Source organism: Pseudomonas sp. Choline-02u-1 (assembly GCF_002836515.1).
In the GTDB taxonomy this organism is placed as follows: Bacteria; Pseudomonadota; Gammaproteobacteria; order Pseudomonadales; family Pseudomonadaceae; genus Aquipseudomonas.
On the sequence record NZ_PJBC01000060.1, the window covers coordinates 209,244 to 231,657 of the forward strand.

15 protein-coding genes are annotated in these 22,414 nt (G+C 61.1%); 1 reads left to right on the top strand and 14 read right to left on the bottom strand.

Annotation, left to right across the window (positions count from 1 at the left end; translation table 11 throughout):
• Positions 1-2,232 (top strand): 1,4-alpha-glucan branching protein GlgB, encoded by a 2,232-nt coding sequence (gene glgB, locus CXF97_RS17255; protein WP_101159526.1) that lies wholly within the window; start codon positions 1-3, stop codon positions 2,230-2,232.
• 131 nt (positions 2,233-2,363) lie between these two features.
• On the opposite strand, the gene CXF97_RS17260 is transcribed toward glgB, so the two are convergent.
• From CXF97_RS17260 to glgA, 14 genes are all read right to left on the bottom strand, one after another.
• On the bottom strand, positions 2,364-3,416 hold the full coding sequence (locus tag CXF97_RS17260) for an autotransporter outer membrane beta-barrel domain-containing protein (protein ID WP_101159527.1): 1,053 nt from the start codon (positions 3,414-3,416) through the stop codon (positions 2,364-2,366).
• A 281-nt stretch (positions 3,417-3,697) separates the two neighbouring features.
• The gene (locus CXF97_RS17265; protein ID WP_101159528.1) at positions 3,698-6,229 is read right to left on the bottom strand and encodes an autotransporter outer membrane beta-barrel domain-containing protein; all 2,532 of its coding nucleotides are present in this window, start codon (positions 6,227-6,229) and stop codon (positions 3,698-3,700) included.
• A gap of 186 nt (positions 6,230-6,415) precedes the next feature.
• The gene (locus CXF97_RS17270) at positions 6,416-7,198 is read right to left on the bottom strand and encodes an endonuclease/exonuclease/phosphatase family protein (protein ID WP_101159529.1); all 783 of its coding nucleotides are present in this window, start codon (positions 7,196-7,198) and stop codon (positions 6,416-6,418) included.
• 131 nt (positions 7,199-7,329) lie between these two features.
• A complete protein-coding gene (locus CXF97_RS17275; RefSeq protein WP_101159530.1) occupies positions 7,330-8,088 on the bottom strand; it encodes a PIG-L deacetylase family protein in 759 nt (252 codons plus the stop codon).
• Positions 8,089-8,266: 178 nt separating this feature from the next.
• Entirely contained in the window at positions 8,267-8,926 is a 660-nt protein-coding gene (locus tag CXF97_RS17280; RefSeq protein ID WP_101159531.1) for a glycosyltransferase family 2 protein, read from the bottom strand.
• Positions 8,923-9,522: an SAM-dependent methyltransferase gene (locus tag CXF97_RS17285; protein WP_101159532.1), complete on the bottom strand. Its 600-nt coding sequence runs from the start codon at positions 9,520-9,522 to the stop codon at positions 8,923-8,925. The genes CXF97_RS17280 and CXF97_RS17285 overlap by 4 nt, the downstream gene beginning before the upstream one ends.
• A complete protein-coding gene (locus tag CXF97_RS17290; RefSeq protein WP_101159533.1) occupies positions 9,519-10,277 on the bottom strand; it encodes a PIG-L deacetylase family protein in 759 nt (252 codons plus the stop codon). Before CXF97_RS17290 ends, CXF97_RS17285 begins: the two co-directional genes overlap by 4 nt.
• Positions 10,274-11,272: an acyl-CoA dehydrogenase family protein gene (locus CXF97_RS17295; RefSeq protein WP_101159534.1), complete on the bottom strand. Its 999-nt coding sequence runs from the start codon at positions 11,270-11,272 to the stop codon at positions 10,274-10,276. Before CXF97_RS17295 ends, CXF97_RS17290 begins: the two co-directional genes overlap by 4 nt.
• Before the next feature lies 1 nt (position 11,273).
• On the bottom strand, positions 11,274-13,433 hold the full coding sequence (gene glgX, locus CXF97_RS17300; RefSeq protein ID WP_101159535.1) for a glycogen debranching protein GlgX: 2,160 nt from the start codon (positions 13,431-13,433) through the stop codon (positions 11,274-11,276).
• Positions 13,434-13,613: 180 nt separating this feature from the next.
• A complete protein-coding gene (locus tag CXF97_RS17305; RefSeq protein ID WP_101159536.1) occupies positions 13,614-13,961 on the bottom strand; it encodes a DUF2934 domain-containing protein in 348 nt (115 codons plus the stop codon).
• A 21-nt stretch (positions 13,962-13,982) separates the two neighbouring features.
• On the bottom strand, positions 13,983-16,757 hold the full coding sequence (locus CXF97_RS17310; RefSeq protein WP_101159537.1) for a malto-oligosyltrehalose synthase: 2,775 nt from the start codon (positions 16,755-16,757) through the stop codon (positions 13,983-13,985).
• On the bottom strand, positions 16,754-18,832 hold the full coding sequence (gene malQ, locus CXF97_RS17315; protein ID WP_101159538.1) for a 4-alpha-glucanotransferase: 2,079 nt from the start codon (positions 18,830-18,832) through the stop codon (positions 16,754-16,756). Before malQ ends, CXF97_RS17310 begins: the two co-directional genes overlap by 4 nt.
• Positions 18,829-20,631 carry a malto-oligosyltrehalose trehalohydrolase gene (gene treZ, locus CXF97_RS17320; RefSeq protein WP_101159539.1) on the bottom strand — a complete coding sequence of 601 codons (1,803 nt, stop codon included), beginning with the start codon at positions 20,629-20,631 and terminating at the stop codon, positions 18,829-18,831. Before treZ ends, malQ begins: the two co-directional genes overlap by 4 nt.
• Positions 20,632-20,648: 17 nt before the next feature.
• Positions 20,649-22,235, bottom strand: coding sequence for a glycogen synthase GlgA (glgA, locus tag CXF97_RS17325; protein ID WP_039760491.1), 1,587 nt, complete (start codon positions 22,233-22,235; stop codon positions 20,649-20,651).
• Positions 22,236-22,414 lie beyond the last annotated feature (179 nt).

Below are 22,414 nucleotides of genomic sequence, written 5' to 3' on the forward strand. Positions count from 1 at the left end.
ATGAGTTTCTCGAACAAGGAACAGGGTGTGGTAAAGGAAGCGTTGTTACCTTCGGCACGTGACGTCGATGCCTTGGTGCGCGCTGAGCATCACGACCCGTTTTCCATTCTCGGCCCGCACGGCGATGGCGCTGGTGGCCAGTTCATCCGCGCGTATCTGCCCGGTGCACTGAGTGTGGCGGTGCTGGACAAGGACAGCGGCGAAGAACTCGGTCCGCTGCAGATGACCGAAACCCCGGGGCTGTTTGTCGGGCATTTCGATCAGGCGCGACCGTATCTGTTGCGTACGCGCTGGGCCGGTGGCGAGCAGGTCGCGGAAGATCCGTACAGCTTCGGCCAGTTGCTTGGCGAAATGGATTTGTACCTGTTCGCCGAAGGCAACCACCGCGACCTCAGTGCCTGCCTCGGCGCGCAGTTGAAAACCGTTGATGGTGTCGACGGCGTGCGCTTTGCCGTGTGGGCACCGAATGCTCGCCGCGTGTCGGTGGTTGGCGATTTCAACGTCTGGGACGGTCGTCGCCACCCGATGCGCCTGCGTCACCCATCGGGCGTTTGGGAGCTGTTCATCCCACGCCTGCAAGCGGGGGAGTTGTACAAGTACGAAATCCTTGGCGCCCACGGCATTCTGCCGCTCAAGGCCGACCCGATGGCGCTGGCCACCAGCCTGCCGCCGGACACCGCCTCGAAAGTCGCCTCGCCTCTGCAAATCGACTGGCAGGATCATGACTGGATGAATGCCCGTCAGGATCGGCAAAAGCATTCCAAGCCTTTGTCCATCTACGAGCTGCACGCCGGTTCCTGGCAGTGCGAGCTGGATGATCTCGGCGAAGTCGCGCGTCAGTACACCTGGCCGGAACTGGCTGAGCGGCTGATTCCTTATGTGAAGGAGCTGGGGTTCACGCACATCGAACTGATGCCGATCATGGAGCACCCTTTCGGCGGTTCCTGGGGTTACCAGTTGCTCTCACAATTCGCGCCGAGCGCCCGTTATGGCACGCCGGATCAGTTCGCCGCATTCGTCAACGCCTGTCACCAGGCCGACATCGGCGTGATTCTCGACTGGGTGCCGGCGCATTTTCCCACCGACACCCATGGTCTGGCGCAATTTGACGGCACCGCGCTGTACGAATACGGCAACCCGCTGGAAGGCTTTCACCAGGATTGGGACACGCTGATCTACAACCTCGGCCGCACCGAGGTGCACGGCTACATGCTCGCTTCGGCGCTGCATTGGCTGAAACACTTCCATATCGATGGTCTGCGTGTCGATGCCGTGGCCTCGATGTTGTATCGCGACTATTCGCGCAAGGCTGGCGAATGGGTGCCGAACCGCCACGGTGGTCGGGAGAATCTCGAAGCAATCGACTTCCTGCGTCATTTGAACGATGTGGTCGCGCTGGAAGCCCCGGGTGCGCTGGTGATCGCTGAAGAATCCACCGCATGGCCGGGCGTCAGCCAGAGCACCCAGCAGGGCGGCCTCGGCTTTTCCTACAAATGGAACATGGGCTGGATGCACGATTCGCTGCACTACATCCAGCAGGATCCGGTGTACCGCGCCCATCACCACAATGAGTTGAGCTTTGGTCTGGTCTACGCCTGGTCGGAGCGTTTCATCCTGCCGATTTCCCACGATGAAGTGGTGCACGGCAAGCACTCGCTGATCGACAAGATGCCCGGCGACCGCTGGCAGAAATTCGCCAACCTGCGCGCGTACCTGAGTTTCATGTGGACGCACCCGGGCAAGAAACTGTTGTTCATGGGCTGCGAGTTTGGCCAGTGGCGCGAGTGGAATCACGATCAACAGCTGGACTGGTACCTGCTGCAGTACTCCGAGCACAAGGGTGTACAGAAACTGGTTGGCGATCTCAACCGTTTGTATCGCGAAGAGCCGGCGCTGCACGATCAGGACGACGCCCCGCAAGGCTTCCAGTGGTTGATTGGCGATGATGCGATCAACAGCGTTTACGCGTGGTTGCGCTGGAGCAAGGATGGCTCGCCGGTTTTGGTCGTCGCCAACTTCACTCCGGTACCGCGCCAGGCATATCGTGTCGGCGTACCGTTTGCCGGGCGCTGGACCGAGTTGTTCAACAGCGATGCCGACATTTATGCCGGTTCCAATTATGGCAATGGTGGCGGGGCGTTGACCGAAGAGGTACCCAGTCATGGCCAGTCGTTGTCGCTGGAGCTGAATCTGCCACCGCTGGCGGTGTTGATCCTCAAGCCGCAAGGCTGATTCGCAACCGCATCCCAATTGTGGGAGCGGGCTTGCTCGCGAAGGCGCCGTGTCAGTCAACGATAAAGTTGAAGGTGACACCGCTTTCGCGAGCAAGCCCGCTCCCACAAGGTTCTTCAGTGTTCAGAGGCTCACCAGCGCATCCGCACCCCGAGGCTGCCAATAATTCCGTTAAGGTCGTTGTCATCCACGTCGCTGCTGTAATCGGCGCTCATGTACAGGCTCACTGCCGGCGTGACCCGTGCCACCAGTCCCAAACCCAACTCCACGGTTGAAGATTTGCGACTGCTGCTGATCTTGTCGACCTGATCCAGCGTCACCGTGCTGCCGGTATAGACCGTGTGCCACAGGTTAGTGCGCACGTAAGGCTCGACCGGCAACCCGTTCAAGTCATAACTGCCTTTCAACCGCGCACCGACGCGGCCGCTCCACGCTGTCAGGTCAGTCGAGGAAGCGTTGCCCGCGCTGGCGTAAGGAGCGTCGAGGCTAATGCGTTGATTGATCAGTTGCGCTTGCGGTTCAACCACCCAATTCTCACCCAAGCCGATCGGATAACCGCCCTCGACAGAAAATGTCATCGCGCTGCCTTCGGTGACCTGACGGTTACCTTGCGCGGTACGACTGAAACCACTGACCCGGCCGCCGCTGGCCGTCAGGTCAACATGCCAGCCTTGCGCGCCCACGAGGCTGTAATAAGCGCCCAGACTCTGGCCGTGCAGATTAAGCCTGTCAGTGTTCGGGGCGGCGAAAGCGCGTCGCGTCAGTGCACCCTCGGCACTCAGTTGAATCTGATTGTCGCCGCCGATCAGACCAAGGGTCTGGGTAGCGCCATTGTTGCTTTTCAACGTGACCACGGCCGGGCCCTTGTCCTCTGCGCCGGGCATCGCGTAACCAGAGGTCAGTGCATCGGTCTGAGCGCGTCGCGCATGTTTGCCATAAAGCTCATCCCATGCGGAGGGCGCCAGATCCTCGGTGATCAGGCGCGAAGTCTGTTGGCCCAGCGGCAGCGGGCCAGGGGTTATCACGGTGACCGGCAACGTCATCACTGGCACCTCCGCGCGATACCACGTGGGTTCATCCGCCGCAGAACCCGCATGCGCCTCCATGGATGAGCACAGCATCAACGAACCTGACACTGTGCAAAGGGTGATTTTCAATTCGTGTGGGGTCAGTGAAGTTTTCATGGAGGTCTACCTTGCAGGCGCATGCGTCTTCTCAAGTTTGGCGTCTCTCCTACCCCGAACGAGGGGCGACCGAATAGAGCGGGGCGAACCGTGGCGGCTCGATTTCACGAGTGCCGGAAGGTCAGCCCCAGTAGTGATTCCGGGGGGTAGTAAGGTAGAGATAAGAAGAGCGATGCCCGCGCGTCAAGAAAATGGACGATAAGCGGTACTGGCAAATTGCACGACGCAAGTTGCTGTTTTTAAAAAAATAACTAAGTGATTGTTTGTACGTAAAAACCCGTTTACCAGCTGATCCGCACCCCCATATTTGCCACCAGCCCACGCTCATCGTTGCTGTCGATATTCTGGCTGAAGTCGGTACTCGCATACACGCTGACAGCGCGGTCAAGGGTCAATATCACACCGAGACCGACGTCCGTTGTTGAAGACTTCTGTTCGGTATTGATCACCGTGCTGTCGCCGAAGGTGACCGAATCGGTGCCGGAGAACGTGTGCCAAAGGTTGGCGCGCAGGAAAGGTTCCACTGGCAAGCCACTGACCCGATAGCGCCCCTTGAGACGCGCACCGAGACGGCCGGTCCAGGCGCTGTCGGAGTCGAATGAGACCCGGGAAATTCCGTCGTCCTGGCTGTCGAGAGAGATTTTTTGGTGAATGATCTGGGCCTGCGGCTCGACCACCCAGGTGTCGTTCATCGCAAACGGGTAACCCGCCTCGGCCGAGAGCGTCAGCGCATGGCCGCGGTTATCCAGCTTCACGCCGCGATCGGAATGATTGTCTCCATCGAAGCGGGTACCCATCACTACCGTATCGACGTACCCACCATGCGGATCGCTCAGCGTCCAGTACAGCCCATAGCTGTCGCCCTCAAGTTTGATCTTGCCGGCGCTGTTGTTTTGGAAACCCTCGTTGAAGCCGTCGACATCGCCTCGCAAGCGACTATGCCCGACGAAAAAACCAAGGCGCTGAGTCATGTCGTCCAGGATCAGCGAACTGTACAGATCATTGCCGACCTGAAAGCCTTTGAGCGAACCGTCGAGGCTCGGGGTGACCGTGCCCGCCCAGGTCTGATTGAGGTTTTTGCCGTACACCCGGCCCCATCCGGCACCGAAGGCGCCAGTCTCGCTGAGCAGACGTTGATCACCCTGACGGTCATGGAACGTGCCCAGAGCGCTCAGCGTCAACTGCGCCGCAGCCGGTGGAAGCACCGACCAGGTCGGGACTTCCGGGCGATAAAGCGCAATGGGCGCGGCGCCTGCCACCGCAGCGGGCAATACTGGCAGCGGCGGGCTGCCGGCCGGCGCCACAGCGGCGATCGGTACAGCAACCGCCGGCACAATGACTGGAGGCACAATGATCGGAGGCAAGGTCGGGTCGGGGTTCGGCACGCTGACCACCGGTGGCGCGACTGGTGGCGCGACCACGGCGGAGCGCAGGTACCAACTGTTTTCCGTGCCGGCAGTGACGCCACCCTTGAACAGGTAATAATCATAAGCCCCGGCAGACACCGGGCCATTGAGCGTAAATGCATTATCGCTACTGACCGTGCTGCCTTGGGCCTGTACCAGTTGAATGCCATTGAGCTGAGTCAGCGCGCCAAGCCCGCCGATGTTGCTGACGCTGATCACCGTCGCGCCGTCGAGGCTGCCGTTGCTGACCACCAGCTTGTCGCTCGGGGAGTCATCGCCAGCGACGACGGTTTGCAACAGTAACTGGCCGCCGCTGCCGATGTAATTTCCATTGATCGTCAACGCATCATTGGTACGGCTGTTATCGCGGGTCAGATCAATGATGCCGGCGTTGTTGACGGTTACGGCTTGCCCGGCCAGTGCAGGCGATATAGCTCCTTGCGTCGAAAGGATCACGCTGGCGGCATCGATATTCAGCACGCCGGTGCCAGTGCCTGCGTCGCCCAGCACCAAAGCGTTCGAGCCCAGATCGAGGGCGCTACCGTTCAGATTGATCGTTTCCCAGTTGCTGAAGCGCGCGGGCAGGGCGGTCCGCGTGTTGTCAAAGGTCAATACGTCAGTGCCGGCGCCGCCGTCGACTCTCGGTGTGAGGGCGAGGATGCTGTCGTCCAGGTTGCGCAAGGTCGCGCTGTCATTGGCGACATCCATCAAAATCGCCGAGCGAATGATGCCGCCACCGTCCCATAACAAGCGATCATCACCCGCGCTGGCGCGGATCTCGCCGCCGATTTCCCCTCCGGTTACGGTAATGCTGTCGCTTCCGCCGCTGACACTGATATTGCCGCCGATACGCCCGCCCGAAACAATAATGGTGTCGGTGCCGAATCCGGCCACCAGATTGCCGATGATCTGTCCGCCGGACAGGTCAAAAATATTGTTGTCGAGCTTCATGTCGACGCGGCCGATGGTACCGCCGGTCATGCGTGCAACATCGCCGTCCTCGAACGCCGCGACGATGGTGCCACCCGTCATCAGGAACGTGTCGCGACCGTCACCTTGGCCAAGAAACCCGATGGAGCCGCCGGTCATCACAAAATCGTCGACGCCTGTGCCTTGATTGACGGCAAGGCTGATCACACCGGAATTGACCTCGACCCTGTCAGCACCGGCGCCAAACGACACGCTGCCGTTGATCTGGCCCGTGCCGCCGACAGGAAGGGTCAGGCTGTTGTTACCAGAGAGATCGGTCAGCGCACCGCTGGTGCCGCTGTCGCAAATGAAAGCATCGTTGCCAGGGCCCGCTACCAGCGAGCAAGCGGCCGTAACGGGCGAACTGTCCAGCAGCAGATAAGCAGGCAGCATCAGGAACGGCGGCAGCACCCGCAGTTTCGTGGCGTGGCGCATCATGACAGTCCCTCTATCATTTTTAGGGAATTCATCCATGAGCCATTCCTTTGTGAGCCGCCCCGTGCACCGATGCACCTTATGAGGTCCATGCTCCCGTTGAATGCGCCACTCCATGTGCTGCTGTAGGTGTAGAGGGTTTCGCCCGCTGATCAAGCGGTTCCGACAGACGGTCACGTCAGGATCGGTCTACAGATGCACTTCCACCGCTAATGGCAGGTGATCAGAAAGATGCGTCCACGGCTTGTTACCGAGGATTCTTGGATCATGGCTGCTGGCATTGCGCAGATAGATCCGGTCCAGCCGCAGGAGCGGAAAACGTGCCGGATAGGTTTTTGCCGGGCGGCCATGATGCCGTTCAAAGGCTTCGTGCAGATAATCGCGCCGGGCGAGGGCAGCGTTGCCCTGCAGCTGCCAGTCATTGAAATCGCCGGCAATGATTACCGGCGCATCGTCCGGCAGTGATTCCAGCAACTGGCAGAGCAGCTGCAACTGCAACTGCCGATGGCTTTCCAGCAGACTCAAATGCACACAGATCGCATGCACCTCGGCATGCCCGGGCACATCGAGGATGCAGTGCAACAACCCGCGCCGTTCGGGGCCGGTGATCGACACATCGAGGTTGCGGTATTCGCGGATCGGGTATTTCGACAGCAGCGCATTGCCATGATGGCCATCGGGGTAAACAGCGTTGCGACCGTAGGCAAAATCGCTCCACATGCTGTCGGCCAGGAATTCGTATTGAGAGGTTTGCGGCCATTCGTTGTAGCGACTCGAATGGCGTTCATGTTCACCCACCACTTCCTGCAGAAACACCAGATCGGCCGAGGTGCTGCGCACTGCTTCGCGCAGCTCCGGGAGGATGAAACGCCGATTCAGCGCGGTGAAACCCTTGTGGGTGTTGACCGTGAGTACCCGCAGGCGATGAATGACTGGCGCGTCGACCGCTTGACGCTTGGGATCGCTGGACACGTTCACTCCTCTGAATTGGGCCTTGCCTGTTCATGCGACTGATTTGAGAGGGTGGCAGTTCCTTCCAGAAACGGTTAATCGTACGCACGAGCCAGCTTCCACAGAGGTTGTTGGCGTCCAGTTGACCGAGATCAAACGAAGACAATCTCATACGGTAAGCGCATCCGTTCCAGCAACACCGGTGGCAGCAGCGGGGCGATGCCGATGGCCGGTTCGCCTTTCAGCTGGCTGGCATAAGCGTGAGTGGCGTGGCTCTTGCGCGCAACGGTCCAGGTATCGAGTCGCAGCTTGCGCGCACGCTCCCAGGGAATCATGCGCTGTTCGCGCTCCGGCCAGTGCCAGGCCCACACCGGCACATCGTGATAGCTCGCCCCGGCCTTTTGTGCCGCGTCGAAACTGGCCCGGCCCACCACTTCATGATCAGGCGGGCCATCCTTGCGCCAGGTGCTGAACACCACATCGCCCGGGCGCAGGTAACGGCCGATGAATTCAGTGAGCTGGGTCTGTTGATCACTCAGTGCGTTGTCGGTGAATCCGCCGCGCACCCATTTAAGGCTGTGCATTGGCAAGCCGAGGCGGCGCAGGGCTTCGACGCTTTCCTGCGGGCGGAATACGCTCAGGCGTTGTTCCGACCATTGCCGCGAGCCGGGGTGGCTGGCGCTGCCATCGGTGATGGAGAGCAATTGCAGTGGATGGCCAAGGCTGCACAGCAATTGCAACAAGCCGCCGCAAGTGACCACTTCATCACCGGGATGCGGGGCAATGACCACGGCGCGAGCGCCAGCAGGCACCAGACTGTGGGTGTTGATGACTGGAATATTGTCAAGCTGCGACGCGCTGTTCCAGATCTGTGCTGGCAGGCCGTGGTCGTTGAGCAATGAGGGTGTCATGAGTGCGACGTCCTTGTGGTGTCTCGCCCTCAGTCGTGAGCAGCCAACGCTGGTCGCGGCCCGTGAAGGCAAATGAATAGCAATGGTGCAGTGCTCCAACCCCTGGATTACCGCGAGGCAGAGTATTGCTCAAGCCAACGGATTCGTCGCGTCACAGATCAATCTGAATCGTATTTTTTTATTCCAACTGTGCCAGGTTTCGCAGGAAGTCACCGAATCCGCCCTTGGCCCGACTGTCGAGGCGGGCGCTGGTGTGCACCTGCGGCCGGTGACTCCAGGCGATATTGGCGCCGCTGCGTTCCAGCGCATGGACAAGTTGCACATCCTCATCACAGGTCAGCGGTTTGAAGCCGCCGGCCAGGCGATAGGCCTCGGCACTGACACCCAGGTTGGCGCCGTGAATATGTCGATGGCCATCGCGAGCCTGATAATCGCGGTGATAGCGAATCTGCGTCGCTTCATCGATCGACTCGTGCCAGTGCTCGACGGTGACCGTGCCGCACACCGCGTCAGCTTCCAGCCCCAGTTGCGCCGCCAGCCAGTCATCGGCGACGCGGCTATCGGCATCAGTGCAGGCGATCCAGCGCGCACCGCGTTCGAGCAGCAGGCGTGCACCGACGGCGCGGGCCTGGCCAACGTTGCGCGCATCGATCTGCAGGCTCAACACCGGATAAGCGTTGACAATCTGCGCCGAGCCGTCGCTGCAACTATCCAGTACCACGAGAATTTCCACCGGCTCACCGGCCAGTTGCGCATGTTGGCTGGCACGCAAGGCGGCGCGCAGACATTCATCGAGCAGCGCCTCTTCGTTGTGCGCCGGAATTACAATGCCGATCAACGCAAGCCCTCCAGGGCCGCCACCGAGCGTGGCTCGCGGCTCCACAGTTCGAGAATGAAATCCGCCTCCTGATGCAACACCAGACGCGGCAACGCCAACTGATCATGGATCTGATCGTGTACCTGGCGCGCATTCAGCGGGCAACCTTCGATTGGCGGTCGCCAGTGGCAGGCAAGCAATTGGCCGTCAGCGGTCAGCGATGCACTGATCCGGCGGATCACTTCGCTCAGATCATTCTCATCGAGGTAATAGCCGATTTCGCTGAATACAATCAGGTCGAATTTTTCCTCCGGCCAGTCAACCGGAAGGCGGCCCTGACGGACTTCGGCATGCTCGAACACGCTCAAGCGAGTACGCGCCAGCTTCACCGCTGCGCTCGCTGTGTCGCAACACAGCAGGCGGTCGCAGCGCGGAGCGAGTTCCGCACTCAGTTCGCCAATGGCGCAACCCGGCTCGAAAACCGACCTGTAGCGCGGCCGGGGCAAGGCAGCCAGAGTGATCGCGCGTTTGCGCTGCTCGTACCAGCGCTGGCGGAACGCCCAAGGGTCGTCATTACCAGCGAACAGCCCGTCGAAATAGCGGTCATCGACACTCAAAGGAATACCACTTCAAAAGGTTGCAGCAGACGATCGAGCACATAGGGTGCGAGCACTGGCCCGAGTCCGACGTCGCGATCGCCTTCCAACTGGCTGGCGAAAGCGTGCGCCGCGTGGCGTTTGCGTGCGATGTGTGTCGGTGAAAGGATAATCTTGCGCGCCCGATCCCATGGCACCGAGGCGTCTTCCGGGGTTGCCCAGTGCCAGGTCCAGACCGGCAGTTCATGGCAGGTCGCACCGACGCGCCGCGCCGCTTCGACACTGGCGCGGCCGACGGCCTCGTGATCGCTGTGGCCGTCCTGGCGCCAGGTGGTGAAGACCACGTCACTGGCATGCAGATAACCGCCGATGAATTCACTCAACTCGGTTTCCTGAGCCGCCACCTGGGTATCGGTGAAACCGCCGCGCAGCCATTTCAGGCTGTGCATCGGCAAGCCAAGACGCCGCAGCGCTTCGGCGGACTCTTGCGGACGCACCACACTCAGGCGTTCGACCGTCCAGCGTTGCGAGCCGGGGTGGCTGGCGCTGCCATCGGTAACCGAGATCAACTGCAGCGGTCGCACGGCGGCCGCGAGCAACTGCATGATGCCGCCGCAGCCAAGCACTTCGTCATCCGGATGCGGCGCGATGATTACTGCGCGCGAGCCCAGCGGTACGAGGTCAAGAATGTCGATGGCGGGCAGCTCGGCCAGACGCCGCGAACCCTGCCATTGCTGCAGCGAAGTGCCTTGGCCGACGATCGGGTTGTCCTTCATAACGCCCAGACCTCGCAGGACTGGCCAGCAATTTGCTGGCCCAGTGCGGCAAGGTCGCGTTCGGCGTGACTCTGGCGCAGAAACACCGGCAAGTCGGCGCTCAGTCGCGCGAAATGCCGATCCTGACAAAACGGCCCGGCCCCCAGTGCCCGCCCGACTTCACGCATTACCTGCTCGGCAGATTGTTCGACCACGGCGCGGGCGCGGCGGGCCAGCAATTGGGCGTCAGCCTCAGGTTGCGCATCGATTTGCAAGGCGCTGAAACGCAACACATCGGCAGCCGCTTGCAGTGCGGTGTCAGTCGCGCCGAGGTGGGCGAGGGCATGCGGTTCATCGCGTTGCGCGCAATGCTGGCGCAGCCCTTCGGCAATCCGCCGCGAAGCGCCGTACCAGCAAGCCGCAATACCGATTCCGCCTTGCCAGAAACCCGGCCGCTGCAGGTAATCGCCGGGATTGCCGATGGCCTGCGCTTCGGCGTTGTCGAACAGCACTTCGACACTTCCGGTTGCCGCCATGCCCACTGCTTGCCAGCCTTGATCGGTGATGGTCACGCCAGGCTGATCCAGCGCGACTGCCACCAGTTGCTGCTGATCGTCAGCGTCCCACGCAGTGAGCAAGGCGTGGCTGAGCACCGCAGCGCCAGAACACCATGCCTTGCGTCCGTTCAGCGTCACCATCTGCCCGGACGGCGTGACTTTCACCCGTGCCTGCGGCGGTTCGGCAGCCCACATTCCCCACGTGCTGCCCGGCGTTGGCGTGCCACCCAACTGCTCGATGATCGCCAGCGCATCGGTGTGACCTTCATAGAGCTTGCATAACCCCAGATCGTGTCCGCCGACCTCCGAAAGACGCTGAAAACGCTCCAGCGTGTGACCGCTGCCAGGCAACGGCAAGCGGTCGAGTCCCGCCTCGACCATGGCGCGCAGGCAACGGCCGAGGGCGTTGGTGTCAGCGTAATCTGGCGGACGGCGGGCCAGATAATGTTGAAAGTCCATATCACTCTTCTTCGTCGCGTTGCAGTTCGAACAACAGCAGCGAACGTCCGGTCACTGAATACTCATGGCCGAAGTCGAAGCGTTCCTGGCCGCGAATCGACGGCTGATTGGTGTCGATCATGCAGGTCCAGAAGCCACCATCCGGTACTTCCGGCAACGTGAAGTTGACGATGTCGTGGTGCGCGTTGACCACCAGCAGCAGGGTTGCGTCGGCACCTTTGCGGCGGATGCCGGTTTCCTGTGCGCGGCCATCGAGCAGCATGCCCAGACAGCGATTGTGCGCGTCGTGCCAATGCTCGGTGGTCATCTCGGTGGCGTCCGGAGCCAGCCAGGTCACGTCTTTAACGCCAATGTCTTCGTTATATTCGCCGACGAGGAAGCGCCCACGGCGCAGGATCGGATAGGTCAGACGCAGCTTGATCAAGCGTTTGACGAATTTCAGCAGCGCCTTGCCGTCCTCGCTCAGATCCCAATTGACCCAACCGATTTCGCTGTCCTGGCAGTAAGCGTTGTTGTTGCCGTCCTGGGTGCGTGCGAACTCATCCCCGGCGACGATCATCGGTGTGCCCTGAGCCAGCAGCAGGGTGGCGAAGAAGTTACGCATTTGCCGATGACGCAGAGCGTTGATTTCCGGATCGTCGGTCGGACCTTCAACACCGTGGTTCCACGACAGGTTGTTATTGCTGCCGTCCTGATTGTTCTCATCGTTGGCCTCGTTGTGCTTGTCGTTGTACGAGACCAGATCGTTCAGGGTGAAGCCGTCATGGGCGGTGATGAAGTTCACCGACGAATACGGGCGGCGCCCGCGCTGATTGAACATCTCGCCGGAAGCGGTCATGCGGCTGGCGAAATCGGCAAGCTGAGCGTCGTCACCTTTCCAGAAAGCACGCACGGTGTCGCGGAACTTGTCGTTCCATTCGACCCAGCCCGGCGGGAAGTTGCCGACCTGATAGCCGCCGGGGCCGCAGTCCCAGGGCTCGGCGATCATCTTCACCTGACGCAGCACCGGGTCCTGGCGGCAGGCGACGAGGAAGCTGTGGCGCTCGTCGAAGCCGTCATGGTAACGGCCGAGAATGGTCGCCAGGTCGAAGCGGAAACCGTCGACGTGCATCTCGCTGGCCCAGTAGCGCAGGGAGTCGGTGACCATTTGCAGGACGCACGGATGGCTCAAGTCCAGCGTGTTGCCGGTGCCGGAGTCGTTGATGTAGTAGCGCTTGTCGTCCGGCATCAAGCGGTAATAGGAGGCGTTGTCGATACCACGCATCGACAGGGTCGGGCCTTGCTCGTTGCCTTCGGCGGTGTGGTTGTACACCACGTCGAGAATCACTTCGAGATTTGCATCGTGCAGGTGCGCGACCATTTCCTTGAATTCGGCAATCTTGCCACTGGCCAGATAACGTGGATCCGGGGCGAAGAAGGCGATGCTGTTGTAGCCCCAATAGTTGGTCATGCCTTTCTGCAGCAGGTGCTGATCGTTGACGAAGGCATGGATCGGCAGCAGTTCAACGGAGGACACGCCGAGCTTGCGGATGTGCTCGAGCACGTCGTCAACCATCAGGCCGCCAAAAGTGCCACGCAGGTTTTCCGGTACCGAAGGGTGGCGCATGCTGATGCCGCGCACGTGGGTTTCGTAAATGATGGTCTTGTCCCACGGCACGCTGACGCGATGGTCGTTGCCCCACGTATGCGCCGGATCGATGACCTTGCACTTGGGCACGAACGGCGCGCTGTCGCGCTCGTCGAAGCTGAGATCGGCGTCGGGGTGGCCGATGGTGTAGCCAAACAATGCTTCCGACCATTTCAGCTCGCCCACCAATTGCTTGGCGTACGGGTCGATCAACAATTTGTTGTGGTTGAAGCGGTGACCGTTGGCCGGATCGTAAGGACCGTAAACACGGTAGCCGTAGATCAGCCCCGGATGCGCATCGGGCAGGTAGCCGTGATAGATCTCATCGGTGTATTCCGGCAGCTCGATACGCTCGAGTTCCACTTCGCCGCTGTCATCGAAAATGCACAGCTCGACTTTGGTAGCGTTGGCGGAAAACAGAGCAAAGTTCACCCCCAGACCATCCCAGGTTGCACCGAGCGGGAAGGGCAGGCCTTCACGGATTCTCGACGGCTCAGCGTGCGCAGCGGGTTCGGCTTTCTTTGGACGGGTCATGATTGCTCCTGCAAAAAACGGGACGGTTCAGGCAATGGGCTTACCTTGTGAGAGCGAGCTTGCTCCCATAAGGAATTGTTTTTTCTCCCATGGTGGGAGTGGCTTTCTTCGGGGCGCAAAAACCCCTTGTGGCGAGCAAGCTCGCCACACAGTCGTTCAGTTCAATAATCGTGGACGGTGTCAGATCGCCGGGGGCTTTCGCGGGGCTCGCGGCTTTTTCTGCGCAACCTTTTCGCCCGGCGGGACTACTTTGGGCGTCGCGGCAGGCTTGGCTTTTCCCGCTGGTTTGGCTTTGGCGGCTGTCGGTGTTTTAGCGTCGAGGGTTTTGGCCTCGGCGCTCTTGGCCGCTGTAGTCTTGCCTGCCACCTTGCTGCCAGCCGCTTTCGGTGGCTTCTTCGGCGCCAGCGCCTCGGCTTCAGCCAGTTTGCGCGCCATCTCCCAATGACGTTCTTCCTGACCTTCCGGCTTACCTTCCGACTCCCAGATCTGATAGGCGAATTCGCGAATGCGTTTATCGTCGGTGCTCATCGCAATGCTCCTGAACTGAACTCATGCTTGTGTCAAGTGTTGGATAAAGAGATTGACCGGGACATCCCCCAGCGCTTCGCTGACATTCAGCTCCCTGTTTTGTGTGACTACGCTGCTGGCAAAAAGTCCCTTCAGGTTTGCATCCGAAGCGGCAGACGGTAAAACCACCCGCGTATCGCCCCAGCGCAGCGCATCGACCTGCGGGATGGCACTGTTTTCCAGCAACTTCGCGCAACGCACCGGCACTACCACGATGACCCGCACGCCGTCGTGTTCACGTGCGAATGCCAGCACGTTATGGGCCTGACTGCCCAGCACTTGCAGCGGCTGATAATCGCCACGGCGCAACAGCTCGCTGTGGTCCTTGCGCAGATTCAGCACAGCGCTGATCAGCGCCTGCTTGATGCGCCCGTCACGCCAGTTCTTCAGCAGTTCTGCTGGCGGCACGGATGCCTGCAGGGATTGCTCGCGGGCGGCGTAGTCCACTGGCCGGCGGTTATCCGGATCAACCAGGCTGAAGTCCCAGTACTCGTTGCCCTGATACAAATCCGGCACGCCAGGCACGGTCATGCGCAGCAAGGTTTGCGCCAGCCCGTTGAGCGCGCCGGCAGCAGCAATGCTGTTGACGGTCTTGCTCAGCGCTGCACGCAGCAATTGGCCTTCTTCGCCGGTGAGCAGTTTTTCCGTAAAGGCCTGTGCTGCGTTTTCGTAGGCTTCGTTCGGCGCGCTCCAGCTACTTTGCAGCTTGGCTTCACGCAGAGCTTTCTGCTGCCATTGCCAGATGCGCTTGGCGTAATCGGCGAAACCAGCCTCGTCATCGTCACGCAAGTCCAGTGGCCAGCTGCCGAGCAATGCCTGATACAGAATCAGTTCATCACCCGCGGACGGCGCTTCATCTTCGATGCGTACCGGGCGGGCGAGGGCGCGCCACAGTTCGACCTGGTCGGCGTACCAATGGCTGCGCTCGCTGAGGACGGCCAGCCGGGCGCGGGTGTCTTCGCCGCGTTTGTGATCGTGGGTCGCGGTGGCCAGCAGGTTGTCAGGGAACTCTGCCATGCGTCGTTGATTGACCTCGTGGAACTCGCTGACCGGCGCGCTGAATTGCTCGGTGTTGTAACCGACATCGTTGCGCGACAGCAGCACCGCCGAGCGATACAGCGCGGTGTCTTCCACGGCTTTGGCGGCCGCCGGCGAGGTCAACTGCTGGAAGCGCACGCAGGCATGCTTGAGGATCTTGCGCGAGCGCCCGCGCGGCTTGCGGCGCCACGGCGTGCCGCCGAGCCAGCCGGCGACCGAATCGAGCACCGGCCAGTCTGCTTCGCTGAGGGCTTGCCTCGCACCGTCCATGGCGTGCTGGAAGATTGCTTCGTCCTGCTCCGAGCGACCCATGGCGCTGATGTAAGTGCGGTAAACCGGGAAATGCACGATCAAGGCGTGCAGCACGCGGCGGATTGCGCCAAGGGTCAGGTCGCGGGTCATCAAGTCATCACGCGCCACCTGGTGCAGCGCCTGCGCGACGCTTTCGAAGTCGCTGGCCAGTGAACCATTGAGGATTTGTTGCCGGGCCAGTTGCGCCTCTTCGATAAACGCGGCCGGGCGCTCGGTGCGGCGCTGCCAGAGTTCGCCGAGCACCTGTTCGCCGTCCGGATCATGTTGCAGCAGCGACAGCTGATTCATGAACTCGTAACCCGTGGTGCCGTCCACGCTCCAGTCGCGGCGCAGGGTTTCGCCTTCGCCGAGAATCTTTTCGACATAGATAGGCAGATGACGTCCCGGTGCCAGCTGGTCAAGACGACGGCGCAATTTACGGCAGTAGCCACGCGGGTCGGCGAGGCCGTCGATGTGGTCGATGCGCAAGCCGTCGACCAGACCTTCTTCGACCAATTGGAAGATTTTGCCGTGGGTCGCTTCGAACACCGCCGGACGCTCGACGCGCAGGCCGCCAAGCTCGTTGATGTCGAAGAAGCGCCGCCAGTTGATGTCGTCCGCCGCCGTGCGCCAACTGGCCAGGCGATAGCTTTGCCGTTCCAGCAGTTCGTGAAGCTTGTGAAAGCCTTCCTCGGTGGTGGAATCGTACTGTGCGAGGTTGCCTTCGATAGTCGCCAGAACACGCGGATCGCTTGCCAGCTCGCGCAGCTCCTGCTTGAGCGGCATCGCCAGCGAATGGGCATCAGTCTGGTAGCTGAGCGTGCTGAAACGATCGGCCAGGGATTTGAGCGCGTCGTCGGATTTAAGTAGCTCCCCATAATTGTTCGGGCAGATCGGGAAGTGATGGTCGTAATGCTCGACGTAGAAACTGCCGATCTGCGCATTGAACTTGAGCTTGAGCGTGCCTTCCTGCAGCGCCACGCCGTAGTCGCTACCGAGGAACGGCAACAGCAACTGGCCTTCCATCAACGGGTCTGGCGAGTGCCACTGAATGTCGAAGAACTCGCCGTACGGGCTCAGGCGTCCCCATTCCAGCAGGTCGAGCCACCACGGATTGTCGTTGCCGCCCACGGCCATGTGGTTGGATACGATGTCGAGGATCAGCCCCATGTTGTGTTCGCGCAGGGTGCTGACCAGTCGACGCAATGCCGGCTCGCCGCCCAGCTCAGGGTTGACCTGAGTGGGGTCGACCACGTCGTAGCCGTGCATCGACCCGGCGCGCGCGGCCAGCAGTGGGGAAGCATAGATGTGACTGATGCCGAGTCGGGCGAAATACGGCACCAGTGGCACCGCTTGCTCGAGGGTAAAACCTTTATGAAATTGCAGGCGCAACGTGGCGCGCAATGGCTCGATAAGCTGTTGATTCATTGGTCACGCTCAGTGGCTTGAAGGCGCGCGCAGGCCAGCAGTTCCAGGCGGCGGGCGGCATCGGGGCCGTCCAGCAACGCTTCGCTGGGACCGGGCAAACGTCGCGACCAGTTCGGATGTGAGTCAGTGGTGCCGGGCAGATTCGCCTGTTCATCGATACCCAGGGCATCTTCCAGCGGTAGCAGCACCAGCGGCGCGCGGGTGTGGCCGAGGAAACGGATGCTGGCATCGACCACTTGGTCGGCTTCATGGGACTCTTCGCGGAAGTTCTGCGGATCCTGCCGCAGCGCATCGCGCAGGCCCTCGCGCTCACGCTCGCGATGCCGGCGCCAGTCGATTTCACCGTTGGCGTCGACCAGACCAAGGCGCGCATTCCAGTCGATATCGCGTCCATGCCACCAGCCATTGAGCGTCGGCAGGTCATGGGTGCTGGTGGTGGCCAGCGCGTCATCGGGCCAGTCGAGAATCGGTTTGAAGCGAGTGTTGTCCTGTTCGAACAACAGCACGCGCATGCCCAGGATCGAACGCGCGGCAAGTTTTTCGCGCAGGCCTTCCGGCACGGTGCCGAGGTCTTCACCCAGCACGATGGCTTGATGTCGGTGCGATTCGAGGGTCAGCAGGCGCAGCATGTCGTCAAACGGGTAATACAGATAGGCACCGTCGGCCGGATCAGCGCCGTTGGGGATCACCCACAAACGCTGCAGCCCCATGACATGGTCGATGCGCAAGCCGCCTGCGTGGGCGAAGTTGGCCCGCAGCATGTCGATGAAGGCACGGAAGCCATTCCGAATCAGCCCTTCAGGGGAGAACGCGGAAATGCCCCAGCCCTGGCCGCTGCGATTGAGAATGTCCGGCGGCGCGCCCACGGTCAGCGAGGCGAGCAATTCGTCCTGAAAACTCCACGCCTGACTGCCAGCGCCGTCCGCACCGACGGCGAGGTCGGCGATCAGGCCGATACCCATGCCGGCACTGCGCGCGGCAGTTTGTGCACGCTCCAGGCAGCGATGAATCAGCCATTGGCAGAAGGCGAAATAGCCGATGCGCTCGGCATATTCTTCGGCAAAAGCACTCAGCGCCGCGCCGCGCGGGTCGTGCCAGTGCTCCGGCCATTCGCGCCAGTCGAGGCTTTCGCCACGGGCGGCACGCATTTGCTGAATCGCTTCGAAGCGGCAATGGTTTTCCAGCGCTTCGCCACCGCAGTGACGAAAACTGGCGAAGTCGGCATGCAGCGGATGTTCGCCAGCGATAAAGCCGTCATACAAGGCTCGCAGCAGTTTCTGCTTGGCTTCGGCGGCAGCCGGCCAGTCGATCAGTTTGAGATTTTCCAGCTGCTCGAATTGAGCGGCCAGGCCACTGGCATCGATCGCGTCACGCAAGGCGCGTTCGCCGAGAATGCTGCCCGGGGCGGCATACAGTGAATTGAGAAACAAGCGGCTCGATGGCGAATAAGGGCTGTAGCGGCTGGTGTCGGCGCTGAACATTGCGTGCATCGGGCTGATCGCCAGCGCATCGGCGCCGCGCTCGCCAGCCACGCGGACCAGTTCTTCCAGCGCCTGCGTATCGCCGAAACCCCCATCACCTGGCCGGCGCAACGCATACAGCTGTGCGCTCAGGCCCCAGGCGCGAGGGATTGGGCTATCGACGGCATCGCCCACGCTGAAGCAGCGCTCGGGCGCAACGGCCAGCGTGAAATACTGATCGCCGATGTGCACTTGCTGATAACCGACCGGAATCAGGCCGGGCAACATCGCCTCGTTGTCCAGTTTGAGGTTCATCTGCGAGCCATCTTCAAGATGAATTTCGCAGGGCGTGTCCGGTGAAAAATAGCGACTCAGGTCGAGCGCAACGCCTACGTCGCAGGTCAGCAGGGGCGGTAAATGGCGGTCTTGCTGAACTTCTTGCAATTCCAGCAGGCTGGCATCGATTTCTTGCGCGGTGCTGGCCGGGTGGCCGAGTCCGATGAGGACATTGCGCAACACAGCAGGAGCGACTTTTTGCTGACGCCCGTTGGCGTCGATCCAGTCGACGGCCAGGCCGGCTCGACTGGCGAGTATTTCCAGTTGCGCATCGCTCATAGGCGCTCTCCATCCAGGGGGTGCATAACGGGTGCGGCCGTGAGGCTGACGAGCGCGGTGTACGCCGGCAGTTGGTTCGGGTCCGACAGTTCGATGGCGGCTGGCTGTTGAAACAGCCACTCGGTCTCGGTCTGTGCAGGGTTGACCACTGGCTTATCGCTGAGGTTCAGGTCAATTCGCAGCTCACTGCCGTTGCCCAGTCGCCAGCGTGCACTGACCGCGCCATAGCCGAGCATTTGCGCGCCCAGCGCCTGGGTGCCGGAGAGATTGGGAATGATGTACTGGTGACGCAACTGCAGCAGTTGCCGGTAGAGCTCTTGCGTCTGCTGTTGGAGCGGCGTGCCACTGCCAGCCAGTCGCGGCTGCGAGGCGCGGAAGGTGTCCTCGGCATTCGGATCGGGAATCTGCTCGCGCTTGTGCGGGTCGGTGAAGGCGCTGAACGCGGCGAACTCATTACGCCGACCTTCACGCACCAGTTTTGCCAGCTCACCGTGGTGGCTGGTGAAAAACAGAAACGGTTGCTCGGCAGCGAATTCGTCGCCCATGAAGATCAGCGGAATCATCGGCGACAGCAGCAACAGCACCGTGGCCGCTTGCACTGCACGCGGGTCGGCGAGCTGATGCAGACGCTCGCCAAAGGCACGGTTGCCGATCTGGTCATGATTCTGCAGAAACAGCACGAAGGCGGTGGAGGGCAGATGTTCGCTAGGTTCGCCGCGAGGCTCACCATGACGCGTGATATGGCCCTGGAACACGAAGCCTTGGCTCAGGCAGCGCACCAATTGTTCGGTGGGTTGCGCGGCATAGTCGGCGTAATACGCATCGGTTTCGCCGGTCAGCAGCACATGCAGAGCATTGTGGCCGTCGTCGTTCCACTGCGCGTCGTAATCGGTTTCCAACAGGCTCGACTGGTTCAGCTCGTTCTCGACGGTCAGCCAGACGTGCCGGGTCGGGTCGATCTGCTGGCGAATGCGCCGCGCCAGATCGCTGAGAAAATCCGGGTCTTCAATCGCGTGCACCGCATCCAGACGCAAGCCGTCGAAACGGTATTCGAGCAGCCACATCAGCGCGTTTTCAATGAAGAACTCGCGAACTTCGGGGCGACGGAAGTCGATCGCCGCGCCCCAGGGCGTGTGTTTGTCTTCGCGGAAAAAGCCTTTGGCGTAACGATGCAGATAATTGCCGTCTGGACCGAAGTGGTTGTAGACGACGTCGAGAATCACCGCCAGGCCATGGCCGTGGGCGCTGTCGATCAGGTGTTTGAGTTGCTCCGGGGTACCGTAGGAGGCTTGGGGCGCGTAGGGCAACACGCCGTCGTAACCCCAGTTGCGATCACCGGGGAATTGCGCCAGCGGCATCAATTCGATTGCGGTAACACCCAGCGCAACCAGCCGCGCCAGATGCTGTTCGACTTCAGCGAAACCACCGAGCGCACCGACGTGCAACTCGTAGATCACCGCTTCGCTCCACGGCCGACCATTCCACGCCGTGTGTCGCCATTGATAAGCATGCGGGTCGACCACCACGCTGTGGCGGTCGAGATCCCCATCCTGCGCCCTGGAGGCCGGGTCGGGCACCTCCAGTTCGCCATCAATGCAGTAACGGTAGCGGCTGCCCGCCGGGCAGTTGGCCTTGATCACAAACCAACCGTCGCCCTGGGGCAGCATCGGCAACGATCTTTCACCTTCCAGTTCCACACTGACGTAGAACGCGTCAGGTGCCCACAGCGCAAACTGCGTGTGTTCGGCATCCAGCATGATCGCGCCGTGGGGCCAGGTTTCTTGGGTCCTTGACGGCATTTTCTGCAACTCCCTGGTTATTTATGGCTGGCTTTACCCAACGCCTTGGCGACCAGTTGTTCGTAAAGTTCGGCGTACGGTTCGACTGCTTTGCTCCAGTTGAACGGTGCGGCCATGGCCCGGCATCGCATGGCATTGAGCAGTTCCGGGAAGGCGAAAACCTTGAACGCGCGGCTCAGGGCTTCCTTGTAGCTCTCGACGGTGGATTCATCGAAGAGAAACCCGGTAACGCCGTTTTCGATGGTGTCGGCAAGGCCGCCGGTATTGCGCGCCACCGGCAGCGAGCCGAAACGCTGGGCGTACATCTGGCTCAAGCCGCAAGGTTCGTAGCGTGAAGGCATCAACAGGAAGTCGCTGCCGGCGAACATGCGCCGCGCGTCGGTTTCGTTGAAGCCGATGCGCACACCGATCTGGCCAGGGAAGCGCAGGGCCAGCTCGCGCATGGCTTGTTCTTCTTCTGGCTCGCCACGACCGATGATCGCGATCTGGCCACCGTTCTGCACGATGAACTCGGACACCGCTTCAGTCAGGTCGAGGCCTTTCTGATAGACCAACCGCGAGACCACGGCGAACAGTGGGCCGGTAGAGTCATGCAAGCCAAACAGTTCACGGACGTGAGCGGCGTTGACCGCTTTGCCTTCCCAGTCGCCGATGGCGAACGGGGCAAACAGGTGTGGATCGGTTGCCGAATCCCAGCTCTCATCAATACCGTTCGGGATACCGCTGAGCAGGCCTTGCTGGGTTTTGGCAGCGAGGAACCCGTCGAGGCCGCAGCCGAAGTCCGGAGTAGTGATTTCCTGCGCGTAAGTGGCGCTGACGGTGGTGATGTGGCTCGAATAGGCCATGCCGGCCTTGAGGAACGACATCTTGCCGTAGAACTCCATGCCTTCCTGTTGCAGCGCATGGGCGGGAATCCCCAGCTCCGGGCAGGAACCGAGGCTGGTCACGCCCTGATAGGCCAGGTTGTGAATGGTGAACAGGGTCGGCGTGCGTTGCCCGCGCCAGTGCATGTAAGCGGGCGCGAGGCCAGCCGGCCAGTCATGCGCGTGCACCAGATCCGGGCGCCAGTGGATTTGCGCAAGGTTGGCGGCGATATCGGCAGCAGCGAGGCCGAGACGGGCGAAGCGGATATGGTTGTCCGGCCAGTCGCGACCGTTGTTGGCGCCGTAAGGGCCACCTTCGCGCTCATACAATTCAGGGCAGATCAACACATAGATCACCAGGCCATCGGGCATGTCCATGCGACCGATTTTGCAAGGTGGCAGCGCGGCGTGGCCACCCAGCTCGCCGATAATGTGGATCGGGTTTTCGCTGTGCACCACTTGCGGGTAACCGGGAATCAACACTCGCACATCGTGCAGATGGGCCATGGCCCGGGGCAAGGCGGCGGAAACGTCGCCGAGGCCACCGGTCTTGACCAGATCGGCGATCTCCGACGTCACAAACAACACTTTTTTCTTGTTGGGATTCTGGCTTGCTACCGGAGCAAGCGTCTTGGTGCCGGGTACGTTGATCTGTCGGCTGCCGGGAACACTGATGGTGCTCGATTCTCCAAGCGACTGGTGAGCACGCTCTCCCTGAATATCCAATGCCGCACTGATCATATGTATCTCCCGTGTGTGATCTGATTCTTGTCTCGAACAAGCTGTTTCGTGGCCAAGTCCTGTGGCCGGGCGCAAAGGCGCCACGCATCGGTGAGCAAATGCTGACCCAACACGCGCAAGCAGAATGGGTGGTGAGGCCGTTGCAAGGATTACACCAGTCGCTTTCGCCCAGTTGTTCT

Excerpts from the sequence above, each read along its gene's own strand:
- CXF97_RS17260 (WP_101159527.1), bottom strand. The coding sequence starts at position 3,416 with ATGAAAACTTCACTGACCCCACACGAATTGAAAATCACCCTTTGCACA.
- CXF97_RS17310 (WP_101159537.1), bottom strand. The coding sequence starts at position 16,757 with ATGAATCAACAGCTTATCGAGCCATTGCGCGCCACGTTGCGCCTGCAA.
- malQ (WP_101159538.1), bottom strand. The coding sequence starts at position 18,832 with ATGAGCGATGCGCAACTGGAAATACTCGCCAGTCGAGCCGGCCTGGCC.
- CXF97_RS17305 (WP_101159536.1), bottom strand. The coding sequence starts at position 13,961 with ATGAGCACCGACGATAAACGCATTCGCGAATTCGCCTATCAGATCTGG.
- treZ (WP_101159539.1), bottom strand. The coding sequence starts at position 20,631 with ATGCCGTCAAGGACCCAAGAAACCTGGCCCCACGGCGCGATCATGCTG.
- CXF97_RS17295 (WP_101159534.1), bottom strand. The coding sequence starts at position 11,272 with ATGGACTTTCAACATTATCTGGCCCGCCGTCCGCCAGATTACGCTGAC.
- glgX (WP_101159535.1), bottom strand. The coding sequence starts at position 13,433 with ATGACCCGTCCAAAGAAAGCCGAACCCGCTGCGCACGCTGAGCCGTCG.
- glgA (WP_039760491.1), bottom strand. The coding sequence starts at position 22,235 with ATGATCAGTGCGGCATTGGATATTCAGGGAGAGCGTGCTCACCAGTCG.
- CXF97_RS17290 (WP_101159533.1), bottom strand. The coding sequence starts at position 10,277 with ATGAAGGACAACCCGATCGTCGGCCAAGGCACTTCGCTGCAGCAATGG.
- CXF97_RS17265 (WP_101159528.1), bottom strand. The coding sequence starts at position 6,229 with ATGATGCGCCACGCCACGAAACTGCGGGTGCTGCCGCCGTTCCTGATG.
- CXF97_RS17275 (WP_101159530.1), bottom strand. The coding sequence starts at position 8,088 with ATGACACCCTCATTGCTCAACGACCACGGCCTGCCAGCACAGATCTGG.
- glgB (WP_101159526.1), top strand. The coding sequence starts at position 1 with ATGAGTTTCTCGAACAAGGAACAGGGTGTGGTAAAGGAAGCGTTGTTA.